At 38.9% G+C, this 24653-nt stretch carries 27 protein-coding genes; 22 read left to right on the top strand and 5 right to left on the bottom strand.

Annotation, left to right across the window (positions count from 1 at the left end; all coding sequences use genetic code 11):
• Positions 1 to 130 precede the first annotated feature (130 nt).
• Positions 131 to 1045 (top strand): 4-hydroxy-tetrahydrodipicolinate synthase, encoded by a 915-nt coding sequence (gene dapA, locus ACT3S9_RS18150; protein ID WP_441992733.1) that lies wholly within the window; start codon positions 131 to 133, stop codon positions 1043 to 1045.
• Between the two features lie 77 nt (positions 1046 to 1122).
• Here dapA and ACT3S9_RS18145 read toward each other — a convergent pair whose 3' ends face one another.
• The 4 genes from ACT3S9_RS18145 to ACT3S9_RS18130 are packed head-to-tail and all read right to left on the bottom strand — an operon-like array spanning position 1123 to position 4636.
• On the bottom strand, positions 1123 to 2127 hold the full coding sequence (locus ACT3S9_RS18145; RefSeq protein ID WP_441834551.1) for a BtrH N-terminal domain-containing protein: 1005 nt from the start codon (positions 2125 to 2127) through the stop codon (positions 1123 to 1125).
• 10 nt (positions 2128 to 2137) lie between these two features.
• Positions 2138 to 2539, bottom strand: a complete 402-nt coding sequence (locus ACT3S9_RS18140) for a hypothetical protein (protein WP_441834552.1) — start codon at positions 2537 to 2539, stop codon at positions 2138 to 2140.
• Between the two features lie 12 nt (positions 2540 to 2551).
• Entirely contained in the window at positions 2552 to 3706 is a 1155-nt protein-coding gene (locus tag ACT3S9_RS18135; RefSeq protein WP_441834553.1) for a beta-ketoacyl-ACP synthase III, read from the bottom strand.
• A gap of 9 nt (positions 3707 to 3715) precedes the next feature.
• Positions 3716 to 4636, bottom strand: a complete 921-nt coding sequence (locus ACT3S9_RS18130) for a dialkylrecorsinol condensing enzyme (RefSeq protein WP_441834554.1) — start codon at positions 4634 to 4636, stop codon at positions 3716 to 3718.
• Positions 4637 to 4716: 80 nt separating this feature from the next.
• Here ACT3S9_RS18130 and ACT3S9_RS18125 point away from each other — a divergent pair, with 80 nt between their 5' ends.
• Positions 4717 to 5163, top strand: a complete 447-nt coding sequence (locus ACT3S9_RS18125; protein ID WP_441834555.1) for a DUF2141 domain-containing protein — start codon at positions 4717 to 4719, stop codon at positions 5161 to 5163.
• Positions 5164 to 5210: 47 nt separating this feature from the next.
• Here ACT3S9_RS18125 and ACT3S9_RS18120 read toward each other — a convergent pair whose 3' ends face one another.
• Positions 5211 to 6029 (bottom strand): hypothetical protein, encoded by an 819-nt coding sequence (locus ACT3S9_RS18120; RefSeq protein WP_441834556.1) that lies wholly within the window; start codon positions 6027 to 6029, stop codon positions 5211 to 5213.
• Between the two features lie 245 nt (positions 6030 to 6274).
• On the opposite strand from ACT3S9_RS18120, the gene ACT3S9_RS18115 reads away from it, so the two are divergent.
• From ACT3S9_RS18115 to ACT3S9_RS18020, 20 genes are all read left to right on the top strand, one after another.
• Positions 6275 to 8308: an oxidoreductase gene (locus ACT3S9_RS18115; RefSeq protein WP_441834557.1), complete on the top strand. Its 2034-nt coding sequence runs from the start codon at positions 6275 to 6277 to the stop codon at positions 8306 to 8308.
• A gap of 48 nt (positions 8309 to 8356) precedes the next feature.
• Positions 8357 to 9295: an ABC transporter ATP-binding protein gene (locus ACT3S9_RS18110; protein WP_441834558.1), complete on the top strand. Its 939-nt coding sequence runs from the start codon at positions 8357 to 8359 to the stop codon at positions 9293 to 9295.
• Positions 9289 to 10452 carry an ABC transporter permease gene (locus ACT3S9_RS18105; RefSeq protein WP_441992732.1) on the top strand — a complete coding sequence of 388 codons (1164 nt, stop codon included), beginning with the start codon at positions 9289 to 9291 and terminating at the stop codon, positions 10450 to 10452. Before ACT3S9_RS18110 ends, ACT3S9_RS18105 begins: the two co-directional genes overlap by 7 nt.
• The gene (locus ACT3S9_RS18100; protein ID WP_441834560.1) at positions 10443 to 10715 is read left to right on the top strand and encodes an acyl carrier protein; all 273 of its coding nucleotides are present in this window, start codon (positions 10443 to 10445) and stop codon (positions 10713 to 10715) included. Before ACT3S9_RS18105 ends, ACT3S9_RS18100 begins: the two co-directional genes overlap by 10 nt.
• On the top strand, positions 10715 to 11803 hold the full coding sequence (locus ACT3S9_RS18095; protein ID WP_441834561.1) for a beta-ketoacyl synthase N-terminal-like domain-containing protein: 1089 nt from the start codon (positions 10715 to 10717) through the stop codon (positions 11801 to 11803). Before ACT3S9_RS18100 ends, ACT3S9_RS18095 begins: the two co-directional genes overlap by 1 nt.
• Complete coding sequence (locus ACT3S9_RS18090) at positions 11804 to 12325, top strand: hypothetical protein (RefSeq protein WP_441834562.1); 522 nt, start codon at positions 11804 to 11806, stop codon at positions 12323 to 12325.
• 81 nt (positions 12326 to 12406) lie between these two features.
• A complete protein-coding gene (locus tag ACT3S9_RS18085; RefSeq protein ID WP_441834563.1) occupies positions 12407 to 13141 on the top strand; it encodes a beta-ketoacyl synthase chain length factor in 735 nt (244 codons plus the stop codon).
• Positions 13138 to 13914, top strand: a complete 777-nt coding sequence (locus tag ACT3S9_RS18080) for a lysophospholipid acyltransferase family protein (RefSeq protein ID WP_441834564.1) — start codon at positions 13138 to 13140, stop codon at positions 13912 to 13914. Before ACT3S9_RS18085 ends, ACT3S9_RS18080 begins: the two co-directional genes overlap by 4 nt.
• Positions 13907 to 14164 (top strand): phosphopantetheine-binding protein, encoded by a 258-nt coding sequence (locus ACT3S9_RS18075; RefSeq protein WP_441834565.1) that lies wholly within the window; start codon positions 13907 to 13909, stop codon positions 14162 to 14164. Before ACT3S9_RS18080 ends, ACT3S9_RS18075 begins: the two co-directional genes overlap by 8 nt.
• Before the next feature lie 52 nt (positions 14165 to 14216).
• Positions 14217 to 14471, top strand: a complete 255-nt coding sequence (locus ACT3S9_RS18070) for an acyl carrier protein (protein WP_441834585.1) — start codon at positions 14217 to 14219, stop codon at positions 14469 to 14471.
• Complete coding sequence (locus tag ACT3S9_RS18065; protein WP_441834566.1) at positions 14471 to 15040, top strand: hypothetical protein; 570 nt, start codon at positions 14471 to 14473, stop codon at positions 15038 to 15040. The genes ACT3S9_RS18070 and ACT3S9_RS18065 overlap by 1 nt, the downstream gene beginning before the upstream one ends.
• On the top strand, positions 15021 to 16355 hold the full coding sequence (locus ACT3S9_RS18060) for an AMP-binding protein (RefSeq protein WP_441834567.1): 1335 nt from the start codon (positions 15021 to 15023) through the stop codon (positions 16353 to 16355). Before ACT3S9_RS18065 ends, ACT3S9_RS18060 begins: the two co-directional genes overlap by 20 nt.
• Complete coding sequence (locus tag ACT3S9_RS18055) at positions 16348 to 16704, top strand: ApeI family dehydratase (protein ID WP_441834568.1); 357 nt, start codon at positions 16348 to 16350, stop codon at positions 16702 to 16704. The genes ACT3S9_RS18060 and ACT3S9_RS18055 overlap by 8 nt, the downstream gene beginning before the upstream one ends.
• Positions 16705 to 16716: 12 nt before the next feature.
• Positions 16717 to 17454 carry a glycosyltransferase family 2 protein gene (locus tag ACT3S9_RS18050; protein ID WP_441834569.1) on the top strand — a complete coding sequence of 246 codons (738 nt, stop codon included), beginning with the start codon at positions 16717 to 16719 and terminating at the stop codon, positions 17452 to 17454.
• A gap of 9 nt (positions 17455 to 17463) precedes the next feature.
• The gene (locus ACT3S9_RS18045; protein WP_441834570.1) at positions 17464 to 18468 is read left to right on the top strand and encodes an LpxL/LpxP family acyltransferase; all 1005 of its coding nucleotides are present in this window, start codon (positions 17464 to 17466) and stop codon (positions 18466 to 18468) included.
• 19 nt (positions 18469 to 18487) lie between these two features.
• Positions 18488 to 20038, top strand: coding sequence for an HAL/PAL/TAL family ammonia-lyase (locus ACT3S9_RS18040; protein WP_441834571.1), 1551 nt, complete (start codon positions 18488 to 18490; stop codon positions 20036 to 20038).
• 14 nt (positions 20039 to 20052) lie between these two features.
• Positions 20053 to 20481 (top strand): acyl-CoA thioesterase, encoded by a 429-nt coding sequence (locus ACT3S9_RS18035; RefSeq protein WP_441834572.1) that lies wholly within the window; start codon positions 20053 to 20055, stop codon positions 20479 to 20481.
• On the top strand, positions 20471 to 21040 hold the full coding sequence (locus ACT3S9_RS18030) for a hypothetical protein (RefSeq protein ID WP_441834573.1): 570 nt from the start codon (positions 20471 to 20473) through the stop codon (positions 21038 to 21040). The genes ACT3S9_RS18035 and ACT3S9_RS18030 overlap by 11 nt, the downstream gene beginning before the upstream one ends.
• Entirely contained in the window at positions 21018 to 23348 is a 2331-nt protein-coding gene (locus ACT3S9_RS18025) for an MMPL family transporter (protein WP_441834574.1), read from the top strand. The genes ACT3S9_RS18030 and ACT3S9_RS18025 overlap by 23 nt, the downstream gene beginning before the upstream one ends.
• The gene (locus ACT3S9_RS18020) at positions 23345 to 24610 is read left to right on the top strand and encodes an NAD(P)/FAD-dependent oxidoreductase (protein WP_441834575.1); all 1266 of its coding nucleotides are present in this window, start codon (positions 23345 to 23347) and stop codon (positions 24608 to 24610) included. Before ACT3S9_RS18025 ends, ACT3S9_RS18020 begins: the two co-directional genes overlap by 4 nt.
• Positions 24611 to 24653: the final 43 nt, after the last annotated feature.

The raw sequence follows: 24653 nt of genomic DNA, 5'->3' as shown, positions 1-24653 counted from the left end.
TTTATACAGTTGTTTATTTTGGACTAAGTATACTTTTTTCTCAAGTTTTTTATTTATTGCGTGTCAATACTCCCAAAATATCAACGTTTGTGGTACAAATAACGCATGTTTTTTAAAGAATAATTTTTTTATGCGCAGCCTAGAACAAATTAAACAAGCAAGTCTTATTACCGCAATTAAAACCCCTTACTTATCAACGGGTGAAATTGACCTTGCAACCTATGACTTTTTAGTCGAGCAGCAAATAGCCAGTGGTGTTGACGGTATTGTCGTGGGCGGAACCACAGGCGAAGGCCAGTTAATGAGCTGGGAAGAACACCTAATGCTGATAGCGCACAGTGTTAATAAATATTCAGATAAATTAGTGATTGTTGGCAATACTGGTAGTAACAACACGCGTGAAGCGATTAAAGCTACCGAGTATGGTTTTGCCAGTGGTATGGATGCAGCGTTGCAAATCAACCCTTATTATGGACGTACATCTATTGCTGGCGTGAAAGAGCACTTTAAGCGCCTATTAGCAATTGGCCCAGCATTTATCTACAATGTAGCAGGGCGTACAGGGCAAGATTTAACCCCTGATATTATTGAGCCGCTAGCAGAGCACGAAAATTTCATTGGCGTTAAAGAGTGCGGTGATAATGAACGTATCAAACATTATGAGCAGCAGGGTATTGCTTGCTGGTCAGGCAATGACGACGAAGCGCATGATGCACGTCATAAATACAATGCGCATGGCGTTATCTCGGTCACTTCTAACTTAATTCCTGGGTTATATCGTCAATTAATGGACACCCAAAATGATCAGCTAAACGCGTCATTACAGCCATTAATGAACTGGTTATTTTGCGAGCCTAACCCGATAGCAATTAATACCGCGTTAATAATGACCGGCGCTGTTAAATCGGTATTTAGGCTCCCTTATGTACCGCTTAGCGACGAGCAACAAGCGAAAGGCTTAGAATTAATTAATGAGCTGTCGTTAACAGACATAGTAGGTGGCACAGCGAGTGTGCTAAATAATGACTATGAACTTATCAGCTAGCTGATAATATCTAGCAGATAATCTTATACTGATAAAGTCACCGGTGGGTGACTTTTTTGTTTGGCAGATCCAAATTGTTAAACGATAGCCGCTTGTAATAACTTACTAAGTTTGGCTTCTTGCTCTGCAACCTCTTCAAGCTTGGTAGCTATATCGTCAAGGGTGACATCGCTTCGCTTTTTACAGTATTTAACGGCTTGCATAGCAAACTCACGCCATAAATCACCTACTTGCGTTGTATGCTGCGCACACTCTTTCAAAGCCGGTGTGTTAGTTTCCTCGCTTGCTTGCTCTAAAAAACTGGCATACATAAACCTAAACCCAGCACCACCCGTGCCTATTTCTTCTTGCATGCGGACAATATGGGCTAAGTAAAGGCGTGCATACTTAGGTGATTTTTTATCAAGTTGGCGTATTTGCTTTGCCATATGGCGGATGCCTTTTAAACCAAAATAAGGCAATACTAAACCATTCATCATTTTAGCTGTTTTTTTAATCGCAGGCTTAATTACTTGCGCTAAGTTTGTTTGTGGTGGTACTGAGCGAATAACGTACATTAAGCCTTTTGCTGCTAAGGCGCCTTTTGCAAAACGAGCATTTTTTAAATCATCGTACGGACAAGTAACAGGGTGTTCAAATACTGGATCGCTAATTAAGTAATCCCCTTGTGCCGTTTTACCGTAAACAATGAGGTTATGGGCATTAAAATGAAAACGCATATCTTCAGGAAAATACGGTAACCAATACACAGAGCTTTGCAAGCCAACCAAATTACCTTTGGCAAGTTCGTCATCAAGCGCGCGCATACCGGCATCTGGATTTGAAAATTTACGGCTTTGCAGTTCAATATTGAGCTTTTTGCAGACCTTTTTAATAATGGTTTTTGGTGGCATACGGTAAGCGATTAATGGCATTCCATTTATTTTTACAAACGGTAAATAAGCAAAAGTAAGGGCTGAGGCAAGGCCGAATGCCATCGGCTCACTCATCGGGATACCTTTACTTTGTAATAAAGTGGCTATTACACCAGTTTCACAATGTGAAGATTGTTGATGGTTTATGGCTAAAATAATGTCTGGCATGAAAGGTTCGTTATTTTGAAGGCAATGAAAAAAGTGCGTCACGACTCATTTTGAGTGCGTCGCAATATCGGTTAATTTTTTTATCGGATAATCTATTAAAGATCGCTGGACGTAAATGGCGTTTGACTTGCCACTGAAAAAAGCCACTGGCACCAGCAAGTGTGGGAATATCAAAACGCCGAGCTAACATATGGTAGGCCAATGGTGATACTTCACCAAGTAGTGCTTGTTCAAGCGCCTCGTTGGCTTGTTGGTTTAAATCGTCAACAGCTAACTGGGTTGCAAAACTTTCGACATCCCATCCTGATGACTTTACGCCTTGGTAATGGCCGCTGTCATCAACGGCATACACAAGCTTGTTTTGGCCTTGGTAACTTTTACTATTATCTTGCGGTACTTCTTGTTTTTTCATAGCGTACTCAGGCTATTTGCCAACGACAGATAACTGCATAAAGGCACTTGAAAATCGTCCGCTTTCGGGTACGTAACACAGTAATTTTTGGCCATCGGTTAATTTCCCCGATTTAAATAACTCATCAAGCATAATGAAGATAGAAGCGGAGCCGGTATTGCCTTTTTCAGTTAAGTTGGTAAACCATCTCTCAAATGGTATTTCAAAGTCGATGTTACTTAAACCTTCAAATAACCGTTCCCGAAAATACCCAGACGAATAATGAGGTAAAAAGAAATCATAATCGCTGGGGGTAATGTCACGTTTTTTTATTATTTTACTCAGAGCATCTTCAACTGTGTATTTAACAATATTCTCGTTAAGCAGCTTTACGTCTTGCTTTACTGATAAGATTGATTGTTGTTCGCGCGTTTGTGAGTCATAGCGTGTCCAACTTTTTAGCTCGCCATCAATTTTTTCAGCGCCAGCATACATACAGGCTTCTAGTTGATCAGCATAGGAAGTAATGTCTATCCAATCAATGCTTAAAGACAGGCCCGTTTCATTGGCTTTATTACTTAATAACGCAGCGCCAGCACCATCTGAAAGCATCCAACGTAGGAAGTCTTTCTCAAAAGCAATCTCGGGTTTTTGGTTTAGCATTTCTACTTTGTGTTCGCTTTCAGCACTAAAGTTGCGTGAATGCATAACGTTTGACGCAAGCTCACTGGCAACCACCGCGCTGTGCTGACTTTCGCCTGCTTTAACATTTAAGTAAGCGTACTTAAGCGCGGTCATACCGCATAAGCAAATACCTGCGGTTGATATTACTTCAAGGCTGGGGTTTTTAAGTTCGCCATGAACCATTACACCGTGATTAGGCATAATTTGATCAGCCATAGATGTGCTTGCCACCAAACAGTCTAATTGACTTAGCTGCGTGCTATTTGCAGTAAATAAGCCACGCACAGCATCAGCAGCTAATGAAGCGTTCGTGTAATTATACTCGCCAGTCTGTGGATCAATTGCGTAGTAACGGTTCTTAATTTGGTTACTACGCAATATGACAGGCTTTGCTCGAGAGCGTTGCCCACCAACTTCACCTAGTACGACTTCCATTTCTTTATTACTTACAGGGTTGTTAGGTAGCACAGCATGTAAGTTGTTTATGTATACAGCATTTTCCATAACGTAAAACTACTCTCCAGATGGCTCAGCAAAATAAGCTTTTTGCTTAGCTATTCTTTTTTTAGTTAAGGGGGCAATCAATTTTTTTATTATCGCAGTAATAGGTACCACGGTAATAATTAAGGTCAGCAAAAATAGCACATAGAGCAATAGCCCACAACTACGGCGTGTAGAATGTATTGGGCCAAGTGTGGTGAGGATTTTACTCCAAATCCTAAAGCTATGTTGGCCAACCCGTTCGCTTGCAATAAACTTTTCATTTATCTTCACAGCCCCTAGTCCCTTCAATACAGATTGCTGTAAGGTTTGTGACGGCTGTAAATCCATGAGTGCTTTTTTTATTGCAATACCAAAGCGACTGGCTGCTTTTATTTCATGATCTGCGACACCCGCTGCAGGCACCCATGAGACGGGTTTCTTTTTACCAGAAAACATCCAAAGCGGAGTCGCTAAAAAGCTGAAACCGGTACCACATTCATCACTGAGTACCACATTATCAATCAATTTAGCATTAACGTTTTTCAGCAATCGTTTCATTTTTTCTTGCGCGCTTAGCCACATACCACGACAACCTATGACAGTAATAACAGGTTTATTATTGAGTAGCTTAGTTGCTTGTTCAGATTGCATGAACGAAGATATGGGTAATGAAGGAGATAAAAACCAAACTTGATAAGTTAAGATGATTAAGTCGTAATCGTCATGGGTTGTTTTTACAAGATCCATTGGTTGCGGCGTCATTTTTACGCATTCGGGGAAAATATGGAAAAAGGTTAAAAACGGCCACGGAAATGGGTATGGTTCACTCGGTTTTAAATTTAGATAATCAACCGTAATATCACCCTGCGCTTGCAGCGGCGCAACAATTGAATTTGCAATTTTAGTGAGTTGACCCGTTTGTGAATAATGAATAACCAGGACTTTGCGCATCCTTTACCTTTTCTAACTTCCTAAAAGTCCGCTATTATACCTCTATTTCAGCACTCAAACCATTAACGAAGGAGTAGATTATGAAAAAAAGAGTGATACTTACAGCAGTACTGTTATTTCACAGCTGTCTAAGCGCTGCGGGGGCTACTGAAACGCTAAATATATCGTTTGCTAAATTTAAACAGGTTGAAGGCGTTTTACACTTTCAGGTACTTGATTGTGCAAATGCTCAGCTGAAGTGGGAACAATTACCAGTACTGACAGTTAAGCAAGTTGATATAACAGAAAATGTGGTACGTCAGAGTGTGAGCAATCTATCTCAAGGAACTTATTGTGTACGTTTTTTTCAAGACTTAAATGGTAATGGAGCATTAGATTTAGCTGCTAATACAGTACCTAAAGAGCCCGTTGGCTTTTCAAATAACCCTAACTTAATGTTTGGTCAACCAGCGCCAGAAGATAGTGTGTTTGAGTTGGTTGATAGTATGGATATTAAAATAAAAGTGAATAATAAAAAACGCCGTTGATAAGTTTATACCTGATAAATATAACGGCGCTATGAATTTTTATAGTTTTATAAAAACTGTTTTTTAACTTTTGCTAGATCAACATTACCTGACTGGTAATAAGGACCCTTACCGTCTATTTCATCTGGGCAATGTTTACGCACTGCACGAATGGGGCTATTTTCTTCGGCATCTTCAATTAATGTTTTATAACGGCCGTTTTTATCTGTTGCTAGCCCCTTACAAATCCAAGCCAAGGTGTCATATTTATGCTGTTCTTTGGTTTTGTAATTTTGCGCAAAATATTCGGCAAGTGTATCGCCAATTTGCTGAGTTGGGATTCCACTTGATGTTGTTTTTTGCGCAATTAATTTGATTTCAATTAAGTTGCCACTCGCAATATCATATAAGTCTTTATCGTTACCGCTAAGTGCTGGTGCATTAGATGAATTAGTGCCTTTTAGGCTTACTAAATCAATTGCTCCAGGGACGTATTGGGCTTGTTGTGTTGAAGGAAGTTGTTTTAATGATTTTTTAGCATACTTACGAATTTTTTTATGGGCATCACTTTCTACAATTGTTGATAATAACTCGCGATAGCGAGCGCTGCCAGTTTCTCCTAATGCACGACATGCCCAAGCAATCGTGTCTAGCTTATAATCAGGTGCATTTTGGTAATTTTGAACAACATACTCAGCAACAAGATCTAATACTTCTGAGTTTGATGTGTTATTTGCCACAATAGATTGAGCCGCTTTTTTTATTTCACTGATGTTGCCCGATGCAAGTCGGTCGTAATCACGTTGTTCAGGTGTAGTAAGTGCAAATGCAGAACTTGAAAGAGCCATTAGGCTGATGCCTAGAATTAATGGTTTGAGTGAGTACATAATCATTCCTTGTATAATTTTAAAAGTAGCGAATATTTTTAATTAAAACATTTTGTTATCAAATATTTCACTAATCATAGTACCGTGCCGGTTAGACAACAAGCACAAATTGTTTAACTTTGTTCATAAGAAAAGCTAAATGCGCATATCATGCAAAAGCCCCGCTAAAAACGCACGGTAAGCTTTGCAGTCATAATTAAAGCTTGCTACTCTAGCGCGGTTTTGTTCACTGTTTTGTTGCTTGTATGTCATTTAGTCGGTTGTTTACCTCTTTTAATCTAGGCTCTACTACACTTAAAAACCGTGTGGTGATGGGTTCTATGCATACAAACTTAGAAGAGTTACCCCAAGGTTTTGAGCGTTTAGCCGCATTTTATGGCGAGCGCGCAAAAGGTCAAGTGGGGTTGATTATTACCGGCGGAATATCGCCAAACGCAGAAGGTATTTTGGCACCTAACCGAAGTGTTCTTGATTCTCAGCGTGGTGTAGAACAACATAAACTTATTACTGGTGAAGTAAAAAAACACGGCGCTAAAATTTGCATGCAAATATTGCATGCAGGGCGTTATGGTTTTCATCGTGATCAAGTCGCCCCCTCTGCTATACAAGCGCCAATCAGCCCTTATACACCAAAAGAGTTAACCGCAGAGCAAATTGAAAAACAAATTACTGATTTTGTTAAGTGTGCCCGCCTTGCTAAGCAAGCAGGGTACGATGGTGTTGAAATTATGGGGTCAGAAGGTTATTTAATAAACCAGTTTATAGTCAAAGCCACCAATAAACGCGCTGATGAGTGGGGGGGATGCTATGAAAACCGTATCCGTTTTGCAATAGAAATTGTGAAGCAGGTACGTCTGGCTCTTGGCGTTGATTTTATTTTAATATTTAGATTATCGTTACTCGATTTAGTCGCTGATGGCAGTACCTTTGATGAAGTACTTCAATTGGCACATGGCCTTGAAAAAGCGGGCGTGGATATGCTTAATTCAGGTATTGGCTGGCATGAGTCGCGTATTCCTACAATTGCTACCAGTGTGCCAAGAGCCTTGTTTTCATCATTAAGTCAACGCTTAAAAGCGGCAGTTTCGGTGCCTGTTATAACGAGTAATCGCATAAATACACCTGAGGTTGCTGAGCAGCTATTAAAAGATGAGCATGCTGACTTTATTTCTATGGCTCGGCCATTTTTAGCTGATAGTCAATTTGCTGCTAAAGCACTATCAAATAGCAGCGAGCAAATAAATACGTGTATCGCTTGTAACCAAGCCTGCTTAGACAATATTTTTGTAAATCTACCGGCCTCGTGTATCGTTAATCCGCGGGCTTGCAATGAAACATTAATGCCAAGGCTTAGCGCAAACAGTGTAAAAAACATCGCGATAGTTGGCGGTGGCGCAGCAGGTATGGCATGTGCAATTTATGCCGCTGAGCGAGGCCACTTAGTTACTTTGTTTGAAAAGAGTGGTCAATTAGGCGGGCAGTTGTTGTTAGCTGCAAATGTACCGGGTAAGGAAGAGTTTAAAGAAACACTGCGTTATTTTAATAGCCGGTTGGTAAGTCTTGATGTATGTATAAAGCTGCAAACAAATACAAATATAGCTGCGTTAACTCAATTTGATCACTGCATTATTGCCACAGGCGTGAAAGGCATAACCCCTGATATAAATGGTGTTGAACGGACGAATGTAGTTGGTTATCAACAAGTATTAAATGGTGACGTATCAATTGATGGTACAGTTGCCATAATTGGCGCTGGTGGTATTGGTTTTGATGTTGCAACATTTATAACGAATGACAAAGCACAACAAAATCAGCAACAAAAAAGAAACAGTGTGAATGATACTTTTACAGACCAGTGGGGAATCGACTTAAGCGCGTCAGTCCCTGGTGGGGTGAAAGCTAAAGCTGTGAAAGCTGTTACAAACGAAGTCTATTTGTTACAACGCAAGCTGCGTAAACACGGCGCTGATTTGGGTAAAACTACAGGTTGGATACACCGCGAACATTTAAAACATCAAGCGGTGAAAATGTTGTCTGCTGTCAACTATCAAAAAATAGACGAGCAAGGTTTACATATAAAGGTGCGAGATAGACCTAAGCTGCTAGATGTAAATCATATTGTTATTTGTAGTGGCCAACAGTCAGTAATGCCAGATTATCATCAGCAAATTACTGAATTATCAATACCTGTGAGTTATATTGGTGGCGCGTTGAATGCAGAAAAGCTAAATTTACAGCGTGCTATAGGTGAGGCATTTACCCTTGCTCAGAACTTATAGGCTAACGATGACTATAACAAGGAAGATATCAATGAGGCAGGCAGTATTATGGCGACAGTAGCTTCAGTTATGCTGGCACTTGAGCAAGTCTGTTTTGGCTATAAAAATAGCCAAAACTTGAATATAGATACAGTGTCGCTAACTTTGAAAAAAGGCAGCTGTACAGCTATTTTAGGGCCTAATGGTGCAGGTAAATCAACACTTATTTCTTTAATGACAGGTTTACTTGAGCCACAAGCAGGGCGCCTAGCCTACCCTTCTTACCCATTACTTACGACAAAACAAGCTATCGCACAAAAAGTGGCGTTAGTGCCGCAAGACTTCGCTTTTTATAATGAACTGAGTGTTTACGATAATTTAGCTTTTTTTGTGTCAATTAGTGAAAAAAATCGCCGATTGCATAGCCAGTATATTGATTCTGCAATAAGTTCATGCAGCCTTGAAACGGTAGCGAATAAAAGGGCTGGAACGTTATCGGGTGGCTTTAAACGTCGTTTAAATATTGCAATAGCGCTGAGTAAACAGCCTGACATTATCTTTTTAGATGAACCTACGGTTGGCATTGATCCCCTTTCAAGGGATGCTATTATCGCCTTATTACTTGAGCTTAAATGCCAAGGTAAAACCTTAGTGTATACCTCTCACTTATTACACGAAGTTGGGCAGTTATGTGACGATGTATTATTTTTACGTAATGGTAAAGTCGTTGCCAATGAACAAATTAAAAAAACGTCCTTATCGCTAAGTTTCATCACGTTTAATAAGTTATCAGCAAATCAAACGGCACTTTTTGGTGAGCAACTTGATAGCTTGTCAATTAACGCCTTGGCACAGAATCAGTATCAAATAACTGTCAGTGATAGCATGCAACTGAGCGTTCTGTTTTCAGCACTTAGTCAACTAAGCCATGAAATTAAAGAACTTAGGTTTTCAGACAGCCATATTGAGCAACTTTATCGCTCGTTGTTTCTGGAGCTGGAATGTTAATTCACACCCTTAAAAAAGAAGCACGTTTAATTGCCAATGACCTGCATAGCTTAGCTGTACTGTTATTGATGCCAGTAGTATTTATGGTGATCATGACGATGGCAAGTAGCCAATCACAGCAAACTATCCAGGAAAATTTACAGCTTACAATTAAAGGGATGAATCATAGTGAGCACAGCCAAGTTATTGCTAAATTACTGCAGGCTCAAGGCTTTAGTATAAGCAACCAAACGCACCTTGATGAGCCAACCAGCAGCTTAACGATCACCCCACATTTTGATCAGCAAGTTTTAATGCGACAAGGCACTAGTCAGTTACAGCTTATTATTAATGATGAACTTGCCCCGCAAACACGACTACTGATGCGTGAAAAAATAAAAGCTAGTTTGGCGCAACTAAAGTTGTATTTATACATGCTAGATACCGGAGATTTAGATGCCGATTTAGTACTGGATGAACAAATAAAATTAGTTACTGCGGCATCCGATGTTGATTATTTACTTGCCAAAGCACCTGAAAAAGCATTACACAATCCTGCGCTTAATAGTGTGCCTGCATGGTGGGTATTTGGTATTTACTTTATTGTATTACCTATTTCACTTACTTTCATTAATGAGCGCAATAATGGCACGTTAGTACGGCTTAAAACATACCCTATTAGTATGGCGCGTTACTTTTATAATAAAGCCTGCGCTTACGTGTTAGTTAGTTTACTACAAACAGGTTTGCTAGCATTGATTGGCTGTATAGTTATACCTTATTGTTTAGACTTACCTTTATTGCCACTACATAGTTTGCCTTATAGCCTATTTACTTTTATTACAGTGAGTTTTGCTGCCATTGCATTTGCATTATTATTGGCAAGTTTAGTGTCAAGCTACGAGCAAGCAATTGTTGTGGGTGGAGGAGTAAATATTATTTTAGCTGCGTTGAGCGGTTTTATGGTGCCTCTTGAAATTATGCCCGCTAACTTGGCTATTCTTGCTGAAGGTTCGCCTATGTATTGGTCTGCACAGTTATTAAGGCAATTGATGAATGAATCTATTGAACACAGCTTTTGGCAACATAGCGCATTACTATGGGGATTTTCATTGTTATGTTTTGCTGCCGCATTATGGACATTTAATAAAAAAATGAGGAATTTGACATGGAGCTAGCCGAAATGAAATTACAATTAAAGCAGCTGATTATCACTGAGTGTGACAAAGAAGATGATTTTGCACCAGAAGACATTATTGACTCAGAGCCATTATTTGGTAGTAAATCAAGAATCAATTTAGACTCACTGGATGCATTACAATTGTCATTAGTTTTAAAAGAGCATTTTGGCATTAAGGTCGAAGGCTCTAAAGAAACGCGTAAACACTTACAATCAATTGATACAATTGTTGATTTTATCGTTAATGAGCGAGCTAAGTAATGACGTTACGGGATGTATATTTAAATGCCAGTGAAGTCATGTGCGCACCTTTAGCCATCAGCAAAAACAACCATGTGATGACTGCTGAGGGCGATTCTGTAACGTTTAAATCATTCCAAGACGATATTGACAGTAGTAACTTTTCTGGCATTTTAGATTATTTTGATGCTTTATTACTGCCGCTTTTTAATAAACTGCAATTAACTGAGGCAGAACGTGCACAAACAAATCTTTTTCTCGGATCTACATCATTAGATATTAGTGCTGTTGATGTCGGTGAAGAGAATGAGTTATGGCTCTCAACTACAGACAAAATTAGTGAAGCTTTGGTTGAGCGTTATGGTTTGAATGAGCTGGAATTTACTTTTAGCACCGCTTGTACTGCCAGTGCTAATGCATGTTTATATGCCACACGTTTAATAGCCCAAAACAAAATAAACAACGCGTTGGTGATTGGCTGTGAATTTTATAACCCTCTGACTGTTGAGGGGTTTAAATCGCTCGACTTAATTAGCCAAAAAGGACTTACAGCATTTGCTAAACAGCGTTCTGGCTTGGTGCTTGGCGAAGGGCTTGCAGCATTATACTTATCAGCTTCAGCACAAACGCAATGCCAATTAAAAATACTCGGCGGGGCATCCGCATGTGATACATATAGCTTAACAATGACACAAGAAGATGGCAGTCATATTGCAAAAGTGATTACGGATGCATTATTACAAACAAAGATCACAGTCGAGCAGATAGACTTAATTAAGGTTCACGGCACAGCGACACTTGGTAATGATGATGCAGAGTGTAATGCATTACGAACTTTATTTTCTGAAAAAAAACCACCCATTATTGCTTTCAAACCATTTACCGGGCATACGCTTGGTGCATGTGGTGCAATTGAAATTGCATTGTTTGCTCAGTGCTTAGAACAAAAAAATTATGTATTGCCTGAGTACACTAAAAATAGTGATGAGTTAATGTGGCCGTTTTATCAAAAAAGTGATTTCACAGACGTTGATACACTTTTGTTCAATTACTTTGGGTTTGGCGGTAACAATGCTGCGTTAGTGTTGCAGCGTTATAAGGGGTTATAAATGAAAGAGCTTGCAAGTAGTTTAGTAAGTATTGATAAGTCCCAAGATATAAAAAGCCTTAGGCTCCTTATAAAACAAGAAACGGCTTTACCCGTTCGTAGAATGGATACCTTTACATTAATTGCTTTATTGGCCGTGTATAGAGCGAAGGGAAATTTAACATTAAGTAAGTCTTGCGGTTTATATAGCTGCGCTGATTATTTTTCAAGTGAGCTTATGCAGTCAATGCTAATTGATGTAAAAAATAAAAACGCTATTAAGCCACTTAGTTTTGTAGCAAGTGTTGGCAATGCTGCTAATTACTATCTTGCAAGTGCTTATTCAATTACGGGTCCAAATGTATTTTTAGGTAGTAGTAAAGACGCAATGACGAAAAACCAGTTCTTAGCACAAACTGATATGGACGCAGAAATCGTCGATCAAGCAATCATGTTGGAGTGGCAAGAAGATGCAAAAAAGCGTCAATGTAAGGTTAAAATAATAGCAAGTGATGGTTTTTTCAGCGAACGTGGGGGCAAGTGAGGGTTTTTCTTGAATCAACACAAGCTCAACTGTAGAATTTAGTTTCTTTTTGTCATCACCTTTGTAATAAGGATTATTACGTTGAAATTTGTCATAAAACAATGCATCGCTTGGGGCGACGAAAAGTCAAGTCCTGAAGATTGGCAAGCATTTTCAAAAACGGGTGATTTAGAACCTAAAACGTTAACACTTCCTGAATTAAAGCAAGTTCCTGCGATGCAGCGTAGGCGCTTAAGTCCTTTTGCAAAATTAACATTACACTGCGCGTTAGGGGCTAGTGAACCTTTTCAAGGCAATATTCCGAGTGTATTTTCCTCCCGCCATGGCGATTTACATAAAACCAGTAAACTTATTGCTGATGTAGCCAGTGAAGACGCATTATCTCCTACACACTTTGGTTTGTCAGTTCATAATGCAGTGGGTGGGTTATTTAGTATTTATACCGGAAATAAAGCGCCCTTATCGGCTGTTTCTGCAGGTGAAGATAGCTTTTTTATGGGGCTAATTGATGCAGTATCTAAACTGTATTCTTATGGCTATCAACGAATTCTTTATGTATATAGCGACCAAGCCGTTCCTGAGCAATATCAAAAATATGTACAGCAAACTGCTGATAACGTGGCCGTTGGGTTATTGATAGAAGCAAGTAACGCTGAAGAAAGTAACTATAGTGTAGATTTTAAAAGCCACACACAACAAAAAGAGTCTGAAAATTCTCGACTACAGGCGTTGGATTTTCTAGCTTTTTACTTTTCCAATCATGAACAATTAAATACCGCTTCTAAGCGATATCAATGGCAGCTTACACGCACATGAAATCGCAGTTCATAAAAGTATATCGGGTTATTGCTACGGGAAGTGCTTTTGCATTATTTAGTGGCGGCGGTTTAGTGCTATCTATCTTGGTTTTTTCAATACAACGTTTACTTTATCGCGATATTAATCAACGAAACCAAGCTGCTCGCACGGCTGTACATTATTCATTTAAATTTTTTGTTGGCTATATGCGTTTGGTTGGAATATTACGCTTGGATATAGATAAGCTTGATACCATTAAACGTGCTAAAGGGCAGCTAATTATTGCCAATCACCCGTCATTAATTGATGTTGTGGTACTTATATCGATAGTGCGCAATGCAGATTGTGTGGTGAAAGCTGATTTGTGGAAAAACCCGTTTTTAAAAGGGGTTGTGAAAGCCACGGGTTATATTAATAATGACGCCGATCCTGATTACTTTTTAGGTCAGTGTCGACAAAGTTTTGCACGTGGGAGTAACTTAATTGTTTTTCCTGAAGGCACAAGAACGAAACCCGCAACAGCATTAAAGTTTAAACGTGGCGCTGCAAATATCGCACTTCGGACAGAGGTTGATATGTTGCCGGTATTAATTGATGTAAACCCCGTCACTTTAACCAAAGGACAAAAGTGGTATCAGGTGACTGACAGACGCTTTACCTTTAAAATGCGGGTTTTGCCTGTTTACTTGATCGAGCCTTACTTACAAGGTGAACAAATTACTAATACAGTTAGGCAACTTACGCGGGACTTACAAGCTTATTTTAACGAGGAAAAATTGAAATATGAGTGATCTAAGCACAGAAGTAAAACAACTAATTATTGAAACATTAGATTTAGAAGATATTGAGCCTAGCGATATAAACGATGACGAGGCGCTGTTTGTTGATGGCTTAGGGCTTGACTCAATTGATGCGCTAGAGCTGGGTGTTGCTATCAAAAAAGCGTATGACGTAAAAATTGATGGAGATACCGATGACAGTAAAAAGCACTTTTATTCGGTCAAAACCTTGTGTGACTTTATAGCCTCAACACGGGCATAATTTTTTGCAGTAACAGCTGCATTGTTTGGAAGCAACTATGAGTAATGAAAACATGAATAACGGTGATAAAATTTTTGCAATGTTAAGCGAAATTCTGCAAGAATATTTTGAAATAGATGCCGCCGATATTACCCGAACAGCAAGTTTATATGAAGACTTAGACTTAGACAGCATTGATGCAGTAGATCTAGTGGTTAAGTTACGTGAACAAACGGGTAAAAAAATCGAACCAAACGACTTTAAACAAGTTAGAACAGTTCAAGATGTAATTGATGCCGTTGAAAAGTTAATGACAGCTGACGGTTAATGAATAAAGCGTTGCTTGCAGGATTACTTTTAGCATATCCATTTGCAGTGTACTTTGGTTTGCAATTCAGTGATCCCGCACTTGTAGGTGGTGTATTTGCGCTTGTTATCGTTGTGCGATACTGGTTAGTTAAAGATAATAAAGCGGCCATACCCCATGTTAAAATAGTGACAGCGTGTGGTTTTAGCTTATTACTTTTTGCAACATTTGCAAACTCTGCATTAGCATTAAAGTTTTATCCAGTGGTTATCAATAGCTGCTTTTTAGTGGTGTTTTTATATTCACTTTATCGTCCTCCTAGTGTCGTAGAGATCATTGCGAGTCGGTTTGAGAACCTTGATGAAAATGGTAAACGTTATACTCGAACAGTGACAAAAGTTTGGTGTGGTTTTTTTGTACTAAATGGTTTGATCGCAACGGCAACGGTATTTCACCCAAACCCAACAGTATGGTTAACTTATAATGGCCTAGTATCATATTTACTGATGGGGTTATTAATGGCTGTAGAACTAATAATCAGAAAATGGCAAAAGGCAAAAAATAAACCCCATGAAATGGCCGATAAATAATACTTTTTTTTACTGCGAAAATCATGACTATGTTTTATGGCAACAGCAAGTTGTTGCTCATGCACGTGTTTTTGAGGCTCATAACGAAAAAACATGGTTACTATTTGATGTTGATACTTACCAATTTAGCGTATTGTTTTTTGCGTTATTAGTTGCTAAAAAATCAATAGTGCTACCACAAAATGGTCAACCAGAGCAGTTAGCGCAGTGTCTCGAATATGCCGATGCATTTACCGGAGACGCGAAACTGATGCAGGCACAGGTGACGTACACTCCATCATTAAAGGAAGTGACCGACACTGAGCTAGATATTGATGAAAAAACAGCGATACGGTTTTTTACCTCAGGCTCTTCGGGCAGCCCAAAAGCAATAGATAAGACATTTGAGCAACTACTGTTAGAAATTATCGCTCTTGAAGCGCAATTTAGTGAACAAGTAAGTGACTCTGTCTTTGTTGCTACCGTTTCCCATCAACATATCTATGGTATTTTATATACGGTGCTTTGGCCTTTATATGCAGGCCATGATGTATGTTTAAAGAGCTTTGATTACCCAGAAAATTTACTCCATTTTGTGCAGAACAATAGCAGTAAAAAGAATAATGAAAAATATACTTTGATTAGCAGCCCTGCGTACTATCACCGTTTAGTACAAGATAATGTGTTAGTTGAAGTTAAAGATAAATTGCATGCTTTTTTTTCATCAGGCGGGCCATTGCAGAGCTTTGCAGCTGAATTGTTAACAGCGCAGTTTGGAGATGCACCTATTGAGGTGTTAGGTAGTACAGAAACTGGCGGTATCGCATGGCGAAAGCAAAATAATAGTTCAGTATGGCAGGTGTTTTCTACAATTAAATTAAAGCTTGATGAGTTACAACGACTGATAATCTCATCGCCTTATGTGGCTAATGGTGATTGGTATCAAACTGATGATCGTGCCGAGTTAATAGGTGTTGGGGAGTTTAATTTATTAGGCCGTGCTGATCGCATTGTCAAAATTGAAGAAAAACGCTGTTCATTGGATGAAATTACGCAGCGTATAAATCAGCATGCTTGGGTTGCTGATTGCTATGTACTTTTACTTAATAATATTAATAAGCGCGCAGAAACAGCCGCTGTGTTAGTTCTTAGTGAAGCGGGCAGGAAATCACTAACTAGGCTTGGAAAATTTAAGTTTTCACAAGCATTAAAAGGCCATCTAAAGACATTTTTTGAACCCTTAGTGATACCCAGAAAGTATCGTTATTTAGACCAGTTACCTTACAACACACAAGGTAAACTTAATAAAGCGCAATTGGAGGCGATGTTTGACTGATTTTGTATATAAGCCGGCTTGTGATGTAGTTGAACAAAGTCCTGAGCATGTGGTATTAAATTTAACGATCCCTGAAAATTTATATTATTTTCAAGGCCACTTCCCACAAGCTGCAATTTTACCTGGAGTTGTGCAACTTGATTGGGTGATGTTTTACCTAAATGAATATTTACATGTCGACTGTAAAAAAGTGGTCTCAGTTGATGCGTTAAAATTTCAAATTATTGTGCGGCCTAATTACGAAATTCAATTACAACTCAAAAAAGTTAAAACGAATAAATATAGCTTTAGCTATAGCTCCTCACATGGTCAGCATGCATCAGGTAAAGTGGTTTTCGAAGATGAATAAGAGCCAGTATTGATGACTGATATATATGGGTTTGTGATCCCCAATTATAATCACCATTTAGTGATCCATGACACCATTGCAGCACTGGTTGATTTTAACTTGCCAATAATTTTAGTCGACGATGGTAGTAATCAACAAACCCAAGATGTGCTTGCACAAATCGATAGTGAATTTAAACAAGTTACGTTGGTACGCCGTACTGAAAATGGCGGTAAAGGTGCTGCAGTTCAAACAGGTCTGAGTTATGCCCACCAAGCTGGTTGGACGCATGCTATTCAAGTGGATGCTGATGGCCAACATGACTTGAACGATGTTGAGCAGTTAATAACTTGTTCTAAACAAGCACCTAAAGCACTTGTTAGCGGCCAGCCTATCTACGATGAGACTATTTCAAAAGGGCGCTATTACGGACGGTTTATTACTCATTTTTGGGTTTATATTGAAACATTATCATTACAGCTAAAAGATACCATGTGTGGCTTTAGGGTTTATCCGTTAGCAGCCTACGCAAAACTGATGAAAACGAATACGCTCGGTAAAAAAATGGATTTTGATATTGAGGTTATGGTGAAAATATTTTGGCAAGGTACGCCGGTTGAGTTCATTAAAACCAAAGTTCATTACCCTGAAAATGGCGTGTCACACTTTAATGTTTGGGATGATAATGTGTTAATTTCCAAAATGCATACACGTTTAGTATTTGGTATGTTATGTCGTTTACCGCGCCTACTTTTTAATAAATTCAAATAGGACTATTACGTGTCACAAAAAAACGCTTCTGGGGAAAACAATACAGATAAAAGCGCTGCAGATAACCCTTTTCATTGGTCACAGTTAAAAGAACGTGGCTCAATATTTGGTATTGAAATACTGGTCTTTATTTATAAAGTATTTGGTAAGTGGTTGTTTAAAATAGTACTAACGCCCGTTTTGTTTTATTTTTATGTTTCAGGGCGATTATCACGCCAAGCTATTTGGCACTACTTGGATAATCTCAATACAAGTATGGGTGAAAGTAAACGCACCGGGTGGGCTAAGTTTAAACAAGGATTTAAACTGTATTTCTCATTTGGTATGGCTATTTTAGATAAGTTTGATGCATGGCTTGGCAAAGTAAATATTAAAGATATTGAAATAGCTACACCTGAAGGTTACCAAGAGTTAGCACAAGCTAAAGGCGCTATTATTTTTAGTGCCCATTTAGGAAATATGGAGGTTTGTCGCGCTATTTTTAGTATGGGCGATAATAAGCGACCATTAAATGTAATTACTTATAATGAACATACTCCATCATTTAATAATTTTTTAAAAAAAGTAAATCAAGAGGCTGTGGTAAATTTCATTCATATTAATAACTTTGGCCCGGATGATACGATTAAGTTAAAACAGAAAATTGATGATGGTGAAACCGTTGTTATATTTGCAGATAGGACCTCCGTTAATAACCCTAATAGTGTACACCAAGTCCCATTTTTAGGTGAAGATGCAGCGTTTGGTAAAGGGCCTTTTGCACTTGCAACGATAATGGAATGTCCGGTATTTTTAATGTTTTGTCTTAATGAGCAGGGACGTTATAAAACCTACATCGAAAAGTTTGCAGATCCTATCAAAGTTAGTCGCAAAGAACGCAAAGCGCACTTTCAAGCTATGGCAACGAGGTTTGCACAGCGGCTAGAGTTTTATTGTAAGAAAGCACCGTATCAATGGTACAATTTTTTTAATTTTTGGCAAAAAGCCACCGACAAAGATTCTAAGCCTAGCTAAATATCTGGAGAAGCAGTAAATGGACAATAATAATTTAAATCATCTATTATTTGGCGCAGGCCGTATAACAATTGAAGATATAATCAGTGTTGTAAAAGAAAACCGCTCGGTCGCTTTATCTGGCGATGACCATTTTGCTGAAAAAATTGATTCAGCGGTGGCATTTTTAGATAAGTTATTAGCAGATGAAGGCCATATTTATGGTGTAACTACTGGTTATGGCGACTCGTGCACTGTAGAAATTCCGCTTGCGCTTGTTAATGAGTTGCCAATGCATTTAACTCGTTTTCATGGTTGTGGTTTGGGCGACTTTTTCACGCCTGAACAGGGTAAGCTTATTTTAGCTAGCCGCTTAGCCTCGCTGTCTCAAGGCTATTCTGGTGTTAGCTGGGATCTCCTTAAACTACTTGTCGAAATGATTAACCGCGATATTGTTCCTGTGATACCACAAGAAGGTTCGGTTGGTGCAAGTGGCGATTTAACACCGCTTTCGTATGTTGCGGGTAGTTTAATTGGTGAACGCGATACCTATTATAAAGATAAAATCGTTAACTCATTAGCTGCGTTTAAAGCCGAAGGGTTAGAGCCAATTACGTTGCGCCCAAAAGAGGGCCTTGCCATTATGAATGGTACCGCGGTTATGACTGCACTTGCATGCCAAGCTTATGATCGTAGCGAGTATGCGAGTCGTTTAATGACCCGTATTACTGCCCTTGCGAGTATTGCTCTTAAAGGAAACAGTAATCACTTTGATGACATTTTATTCAGTGTTAAGCCGCATCAGGGCCAGCAAAATGTGGCTAAGCGTATTCAAACAGATTTAAATCACGTTGAACATCCTCGTAACTCACACCGTTTACAAGATCGTTATTCAATTCGCTGTGCGCCGCACGTTATTGGGGTATTAGAAGATAGTCTACCGTGGCTTCGTAGTATGATTGAAAATGAACTTAATAGCGCGAACGATAATCCTATTATCGATGGCGTTGGCGAACATGTACTACATGGTGGCCATTTTTACGGTGGCCATATTGCTATGGCGATGGATTCGATGAAAAACTGTGTTGCTAATTTAGCTGATCTTGCTGATCGTCAAATTGCGACCATGGTTGATGTTAAAATGAACCATGGATTACCTTCGAATCTAAGTGCAGCATCAAGGGAACGTAGCTTTATTAATCATGGCTTTAAAGCGATTCAAATAGGCTGTTCTGCATGGACCGCGGAGGCATTGAAATTAACAATGCCTGCAAGCGTATTTTCGCGTTCAACCGAGTGTCATAACCAAGATAAAGTGAGTATGGGCACTATTGCAGCGCGTGATTGTTTACGTATTTTGCAGTTAACTGAGCAAGTGTTAGCGGCAACGCTATTAGCAGCAGTACAAGGTGTTCGTATTCGCATACTTAACAATGAAATTGATGAATCGGCTCTGAACCCTGAAATCAAGGCGATGATTGATGATGTAGCAAGCTTCTTTGATTTATTAGAAGAAGATCGCCCAACTGATAAGCTATTACGTCAAACAATTGAGTATATTCAAGCTCAACGTTGGACACTTTATCAATAAGGTAAAAGGTTAATATGAAAAAATCCACCGCGATAGTGAGTGCAGCCGTTGATATGGTCGTGCCATTTTATGATGTCGATCCAATGCGTATTGTCTGGCATGGTAACTATGTAAAATACATAGAAGACGCCCGCTGTGCGCTGTTTGATAAGATTGGCTATAACTATAATGCGATGGAAAAATCTGGTTATATGTGGCCGATTGTCGATATGCGCTTAAAGTATGTAGCATCGGCTGTGTTTGGCTCATGTATTCGTATTCATGCAGATTTAGTTGAATATGAAACCCGTATAAAAATTGATTATCGTATAGAGTGTCTTGATACTCATAAAGTGTTAACCAAAGCGTACACAATTCAAGTTGCTTTGAATATTCCAGATCAAGAATTACAGTTTGAGTCACCAGCTATTTTTACTAACAAAGTCCTTACGTATGTTGAATAGACTTGTTGTAATACTATTCGGTGCAAGTACGCTTTTAAGTGCGGGTTTATCTGCGAATGATTTTAGTCAATTTCAGATAAACCAAGGCAAAGGTGAGTTTAGCCAAGCCAAGCATTTTAAATTTTTAAAACGTGAAATTAAATCACAAGGGCATTTTGTGATTTATAAACAGCAGGTTTATTGGCACACCAGATTACCTGTTAGTAGTGAATTATTACTGCTACCCAGCGCGATTTATCGTCGTTCAGATCCCGAAAAAAGCTATCAAGTATTGACTAAAGACAAGCAAATTAATCAATTACTGGCTAAGCTATTGAGTGGTCAAATTGATGAGTCTGACTGGGACGTTACGACGTTAAATGCTCACTGCTATAAGTTGATCCCGTTGTTATCTGACGTCGCGTTACTTTTTGCAAGCGTTGAGTTGTGCGCTGAAGACGAAGTAAGTCGAAGCATTGTGATAACCGATCAGCAAAATAATGAAACACACATTACTATGCAGGTAATTAGCAAGGAGCTAAGTCAAAGTGACATGGATGCCGTTAAGCTCCCGCGCTAAATTATTTTTATGGTGCGCGCAATTACTCGCTTTATTAGCTGGTTTGAGTTATTTGTGGCTTTTTAAGTCATTTTCAATTATTGCCGACATAAATCAAATTTTTAAAGTTGAACAAGATACAGAAACTCGCTTAGTTACGGAGCAAGTTGAGCAAAGACAGTTGCGCCAACATGTGTTATTGGTGGGGCATCAAGATCGCACTACTGCTATTAAATATGCAGATAAAGCGGCGCAAACGCTCGAAAGTATTAATGGTATCAACGTAAAGGTACACTTTGACTCACTCCCAAAGCTTGGGTCAATTGTAGGGGATTATCTTGATTATCAACACGCATTTATCAGCCCACAATATCAGCAGCTATTAAAAACAAAAAATACTGATGAAATTTTTAAATACCAATTTAGCTTACTTAATGAAATTGGCTCACCTTGGGTTTCCGCCACATTGGAGGCGGATAAAAGCTTAGCGCTGGCTGATTATTTTAATCAACAAACGCTACCCACCTCTAATTTAAAAAATCATAATGGTTACCTCGTTGCAGAATACAATAATAAAGCTGGTCAACATATGCAGTATGTGCTGGTTAACTTTATAAGTAATGGCACAGGTCTTGATTTAAATGTAGCCAAAAAAATTGCCGATAAGGTCACTGAACTTAAACATAACTCTTTCCAAGAAGGCGCGGGGATTGATTACTTAGCAACAGGGGCTGCTTTTTTTACTGCAAATGCCAGTGCGAGTGCTGAATCTGAGATGGCATTATTTGGTGGTATTTCAGTGATTGCTACTTTGCTATTGATTCTAATGATTTATCGCAGTGCTTTAAGCGTTATATGTACTTTATTTGTGATTTCAATAAGCATGTTATACGGTTACACCGCGCTGCGACTTTTCTTTACTGAAGTTAATATTTTGACCTTGGTTTTTGCCGTAACATTAATTGGCATTGCCGCAGATTATAGCTTTCATGCCTTAAGTGAACTGCGTTTTAGTCGCGTTGACAAAGTCAACCCTTTGAAAAATATTCGCAGCTCATTACTACTTGGTTTTGTGACTACTACTGCGGGTTACTTTATTTTGGCTCTCACACCACTGGCGCTATTTAAGCAAATAGCCGTGTTCACGATGGCCGGCTTACTGGGTGCATTATTGACCGTATTACTGGTTTATCCTAGTTTAGCGGCTTTAATTATTAAAAAGCCAAGTACGATGCCTTCATTTATTAAAACTCTTAATCAATACCAGCAACTCTTTATGAAAAAAAGGTTGAGTGCAAAGTGGCAAGTTGGTTTTGTGGCGATATTGTTAGCAGGCTTAAGTTTGGTAAACAATGTTGATGATCCACGTCAGTTTTACCAAACGTCAGATGATTTAATTGCACAACAACATCAAATTACCGAAGTACTTAATACTGAGTGGGATAGCCCTTACTTGCTTGTGTCAGGGCAGAGTGAACAACAGGTTCTCGAAAATATGGAACAATTATTACCTAAGCTCGAGCAATTAATAAAAACTAATACCATTGAAGCTTATTCTAGTATCAGCCAATGGTTACCTTCACTTTCAGCTCAAAAGTATTCTCAAAAAATTATAAGCAACGCACAAGACAACGGTTTGTTTGAACAGTTAAATGCAGTACTTGGTGGTGCGCAGTCAAACTCCCATCAAACTGATTATAAGCAAATAAATTTTTCAATGTGGCAAAAAACTAAAGTAGCCCCACTATTTACTAACCAATGGCTGCAGGTTAATAACCGCTTTTATAGTATTATAAAGTTACAAAATATAACAAATACAGCATCTCTTAAAAGTATCTCAAATGACTACAAAGAGGTTGTTTTTGTTGATAAAGTAGCCGAGGTTAGTGAGCAAATAGGGCAGTTTAGACAGCATTTAACGTTTATTTATATTTTAGCATTGGCAGCAGCCATGTTGGTATTTTGGCTACGTTATGGGTTTGTTAGCGCCAGTATAGCGATAAGTAGGCCTATTATCGCTATTGTAGTCGCCCTTGCTTTGAGTGCTGGATTTTTTGGCAGCTTAACCGTTTTTAACTATGTTGCGGGAATCCTTATTCTTGCTCTTGGTTTAGATTACTGTGTATTTTATGCAGAGCATGGTAATTGCAAAAAAATAACACTCACTACACTCGTTTCAGCACTTAGCTCGTTGTTTGTGTTTGCTATTTTAATTGCTAGTTCAACGCCAGCGGTGCGTCAATTTGGTTTTACCGTGTTTATCGGTGTGGTGGTGGTGTTTATTGTTGCGCCACGTCTTACTTTGGTATCTAAAAGGAACATTTCATGACATCAACTGATTTTGATGTAACTATCATTGGTGCAGGGCCTTCAGGCTCAGTAGCCGCTTGTTTATTAATGCAGCAAGGGTTAAGCGTTTGTCTCGTTGAGCAAGCTGAGTTTCCTCGCTTTTCAATTGGTGAAAGTTTATTACCTCAGTCAATGGATTACTTACGCCAAGCTAATATGCTTGATGTTTTACTAGAAAACGCACAGCAACTTGGTTTTCAATTTAAAGATGGTGCTGCTTTTTATCGTAGCGGCCACCATACTAACTTTAACTTTGAAGAAAAGTTCAGTGAAGGCCCAGGAACTACTTATCAGGTAAAACGTGCTGGCTTTGATAATTTATTGGCACAGGAAGCAATTAAGCAAGGAGCGGTGATCCGATTTGCTCATCAAGTAACAAACTTCAAAGTAATTGAAGATGTCACCCATCTTGATGTTACCGACATAAAAACTCAGCAAAAAAGTACTATAACAGCAAAATTTACCTTAGATGGAAGTGGATTTGGCCGTGTACTGCCACGTTTACTTGACCTCGAAGAGCCCAGTGAGTTAACCCCACGTAAAGCCTTATTTACTCATTTTAAAGACAATATTGATAGCAGTAAGTTTGATCGTAATAAGATATTGATCACCGTTCATCCACAGATCCCCGATGTATGGTATTGGGCTATTCCATTTAGCGATAGTACAATCAGTGTGGGTGTTATTGGGGAAATCGCGCAAATTGAAAGACCAGATCAAAGTCTTGAGCAAACACTTGTTAACTTTATCAACGAAGATGATAATTTATCTGCGCTACTAGCGGACGCTGAAATTATTGCGCCGGTGCGAACCATTGGTGGTTATTCTGCAAACGTAAAAACTCTTCATGGTGATAGGTTTGCTCTATTGGGTAATGCTGGTGAGTTTCTTGACCCAGTATTTTCATCAGGCGTTACAATAGCACTAAAGTCAGCGGTAGAAGCTTCTGAACTAGTCGTAAAAGAGCTTAATGGCCAACAAGTTGATTGGCAAAATGAGTACGAAATACCACTACGTGAAGGAATAAACGTATTTAAGTACTTTGTAAACTCTTGGTATGACACAAGCTTACAGTCAGTTATTTTCTTTTCTGATGGTCAACCAGATGTAAAAGCAATGGTTTGTTCAATACTTGCAGGTTATGCGTGGGATAAAACGAATCCGTTTGTTAAAAATACAAAGCGGGGGTTGCGTATTCTGGAACAAATTTGTGAACCAGAAAACACTCGTAGCGTTAGTTAATAATGTTATTTGCTAATTCCAAAAAAATTACTTTTTTACTTTT

The sequence above is a fragment of the Pseudoalteromonas sp. AOP31-A2-14 genome (assembly GCF_052378035.1).
GTDB lineage: Bacteria > Pseudomonadota > Gammaproteobacteria > Enterobacterales > Alteromonadaceae > Pseudoalteromonas.
This window is presented reverse-complemented; position numbering and strand designations above follow the sequence as displayed.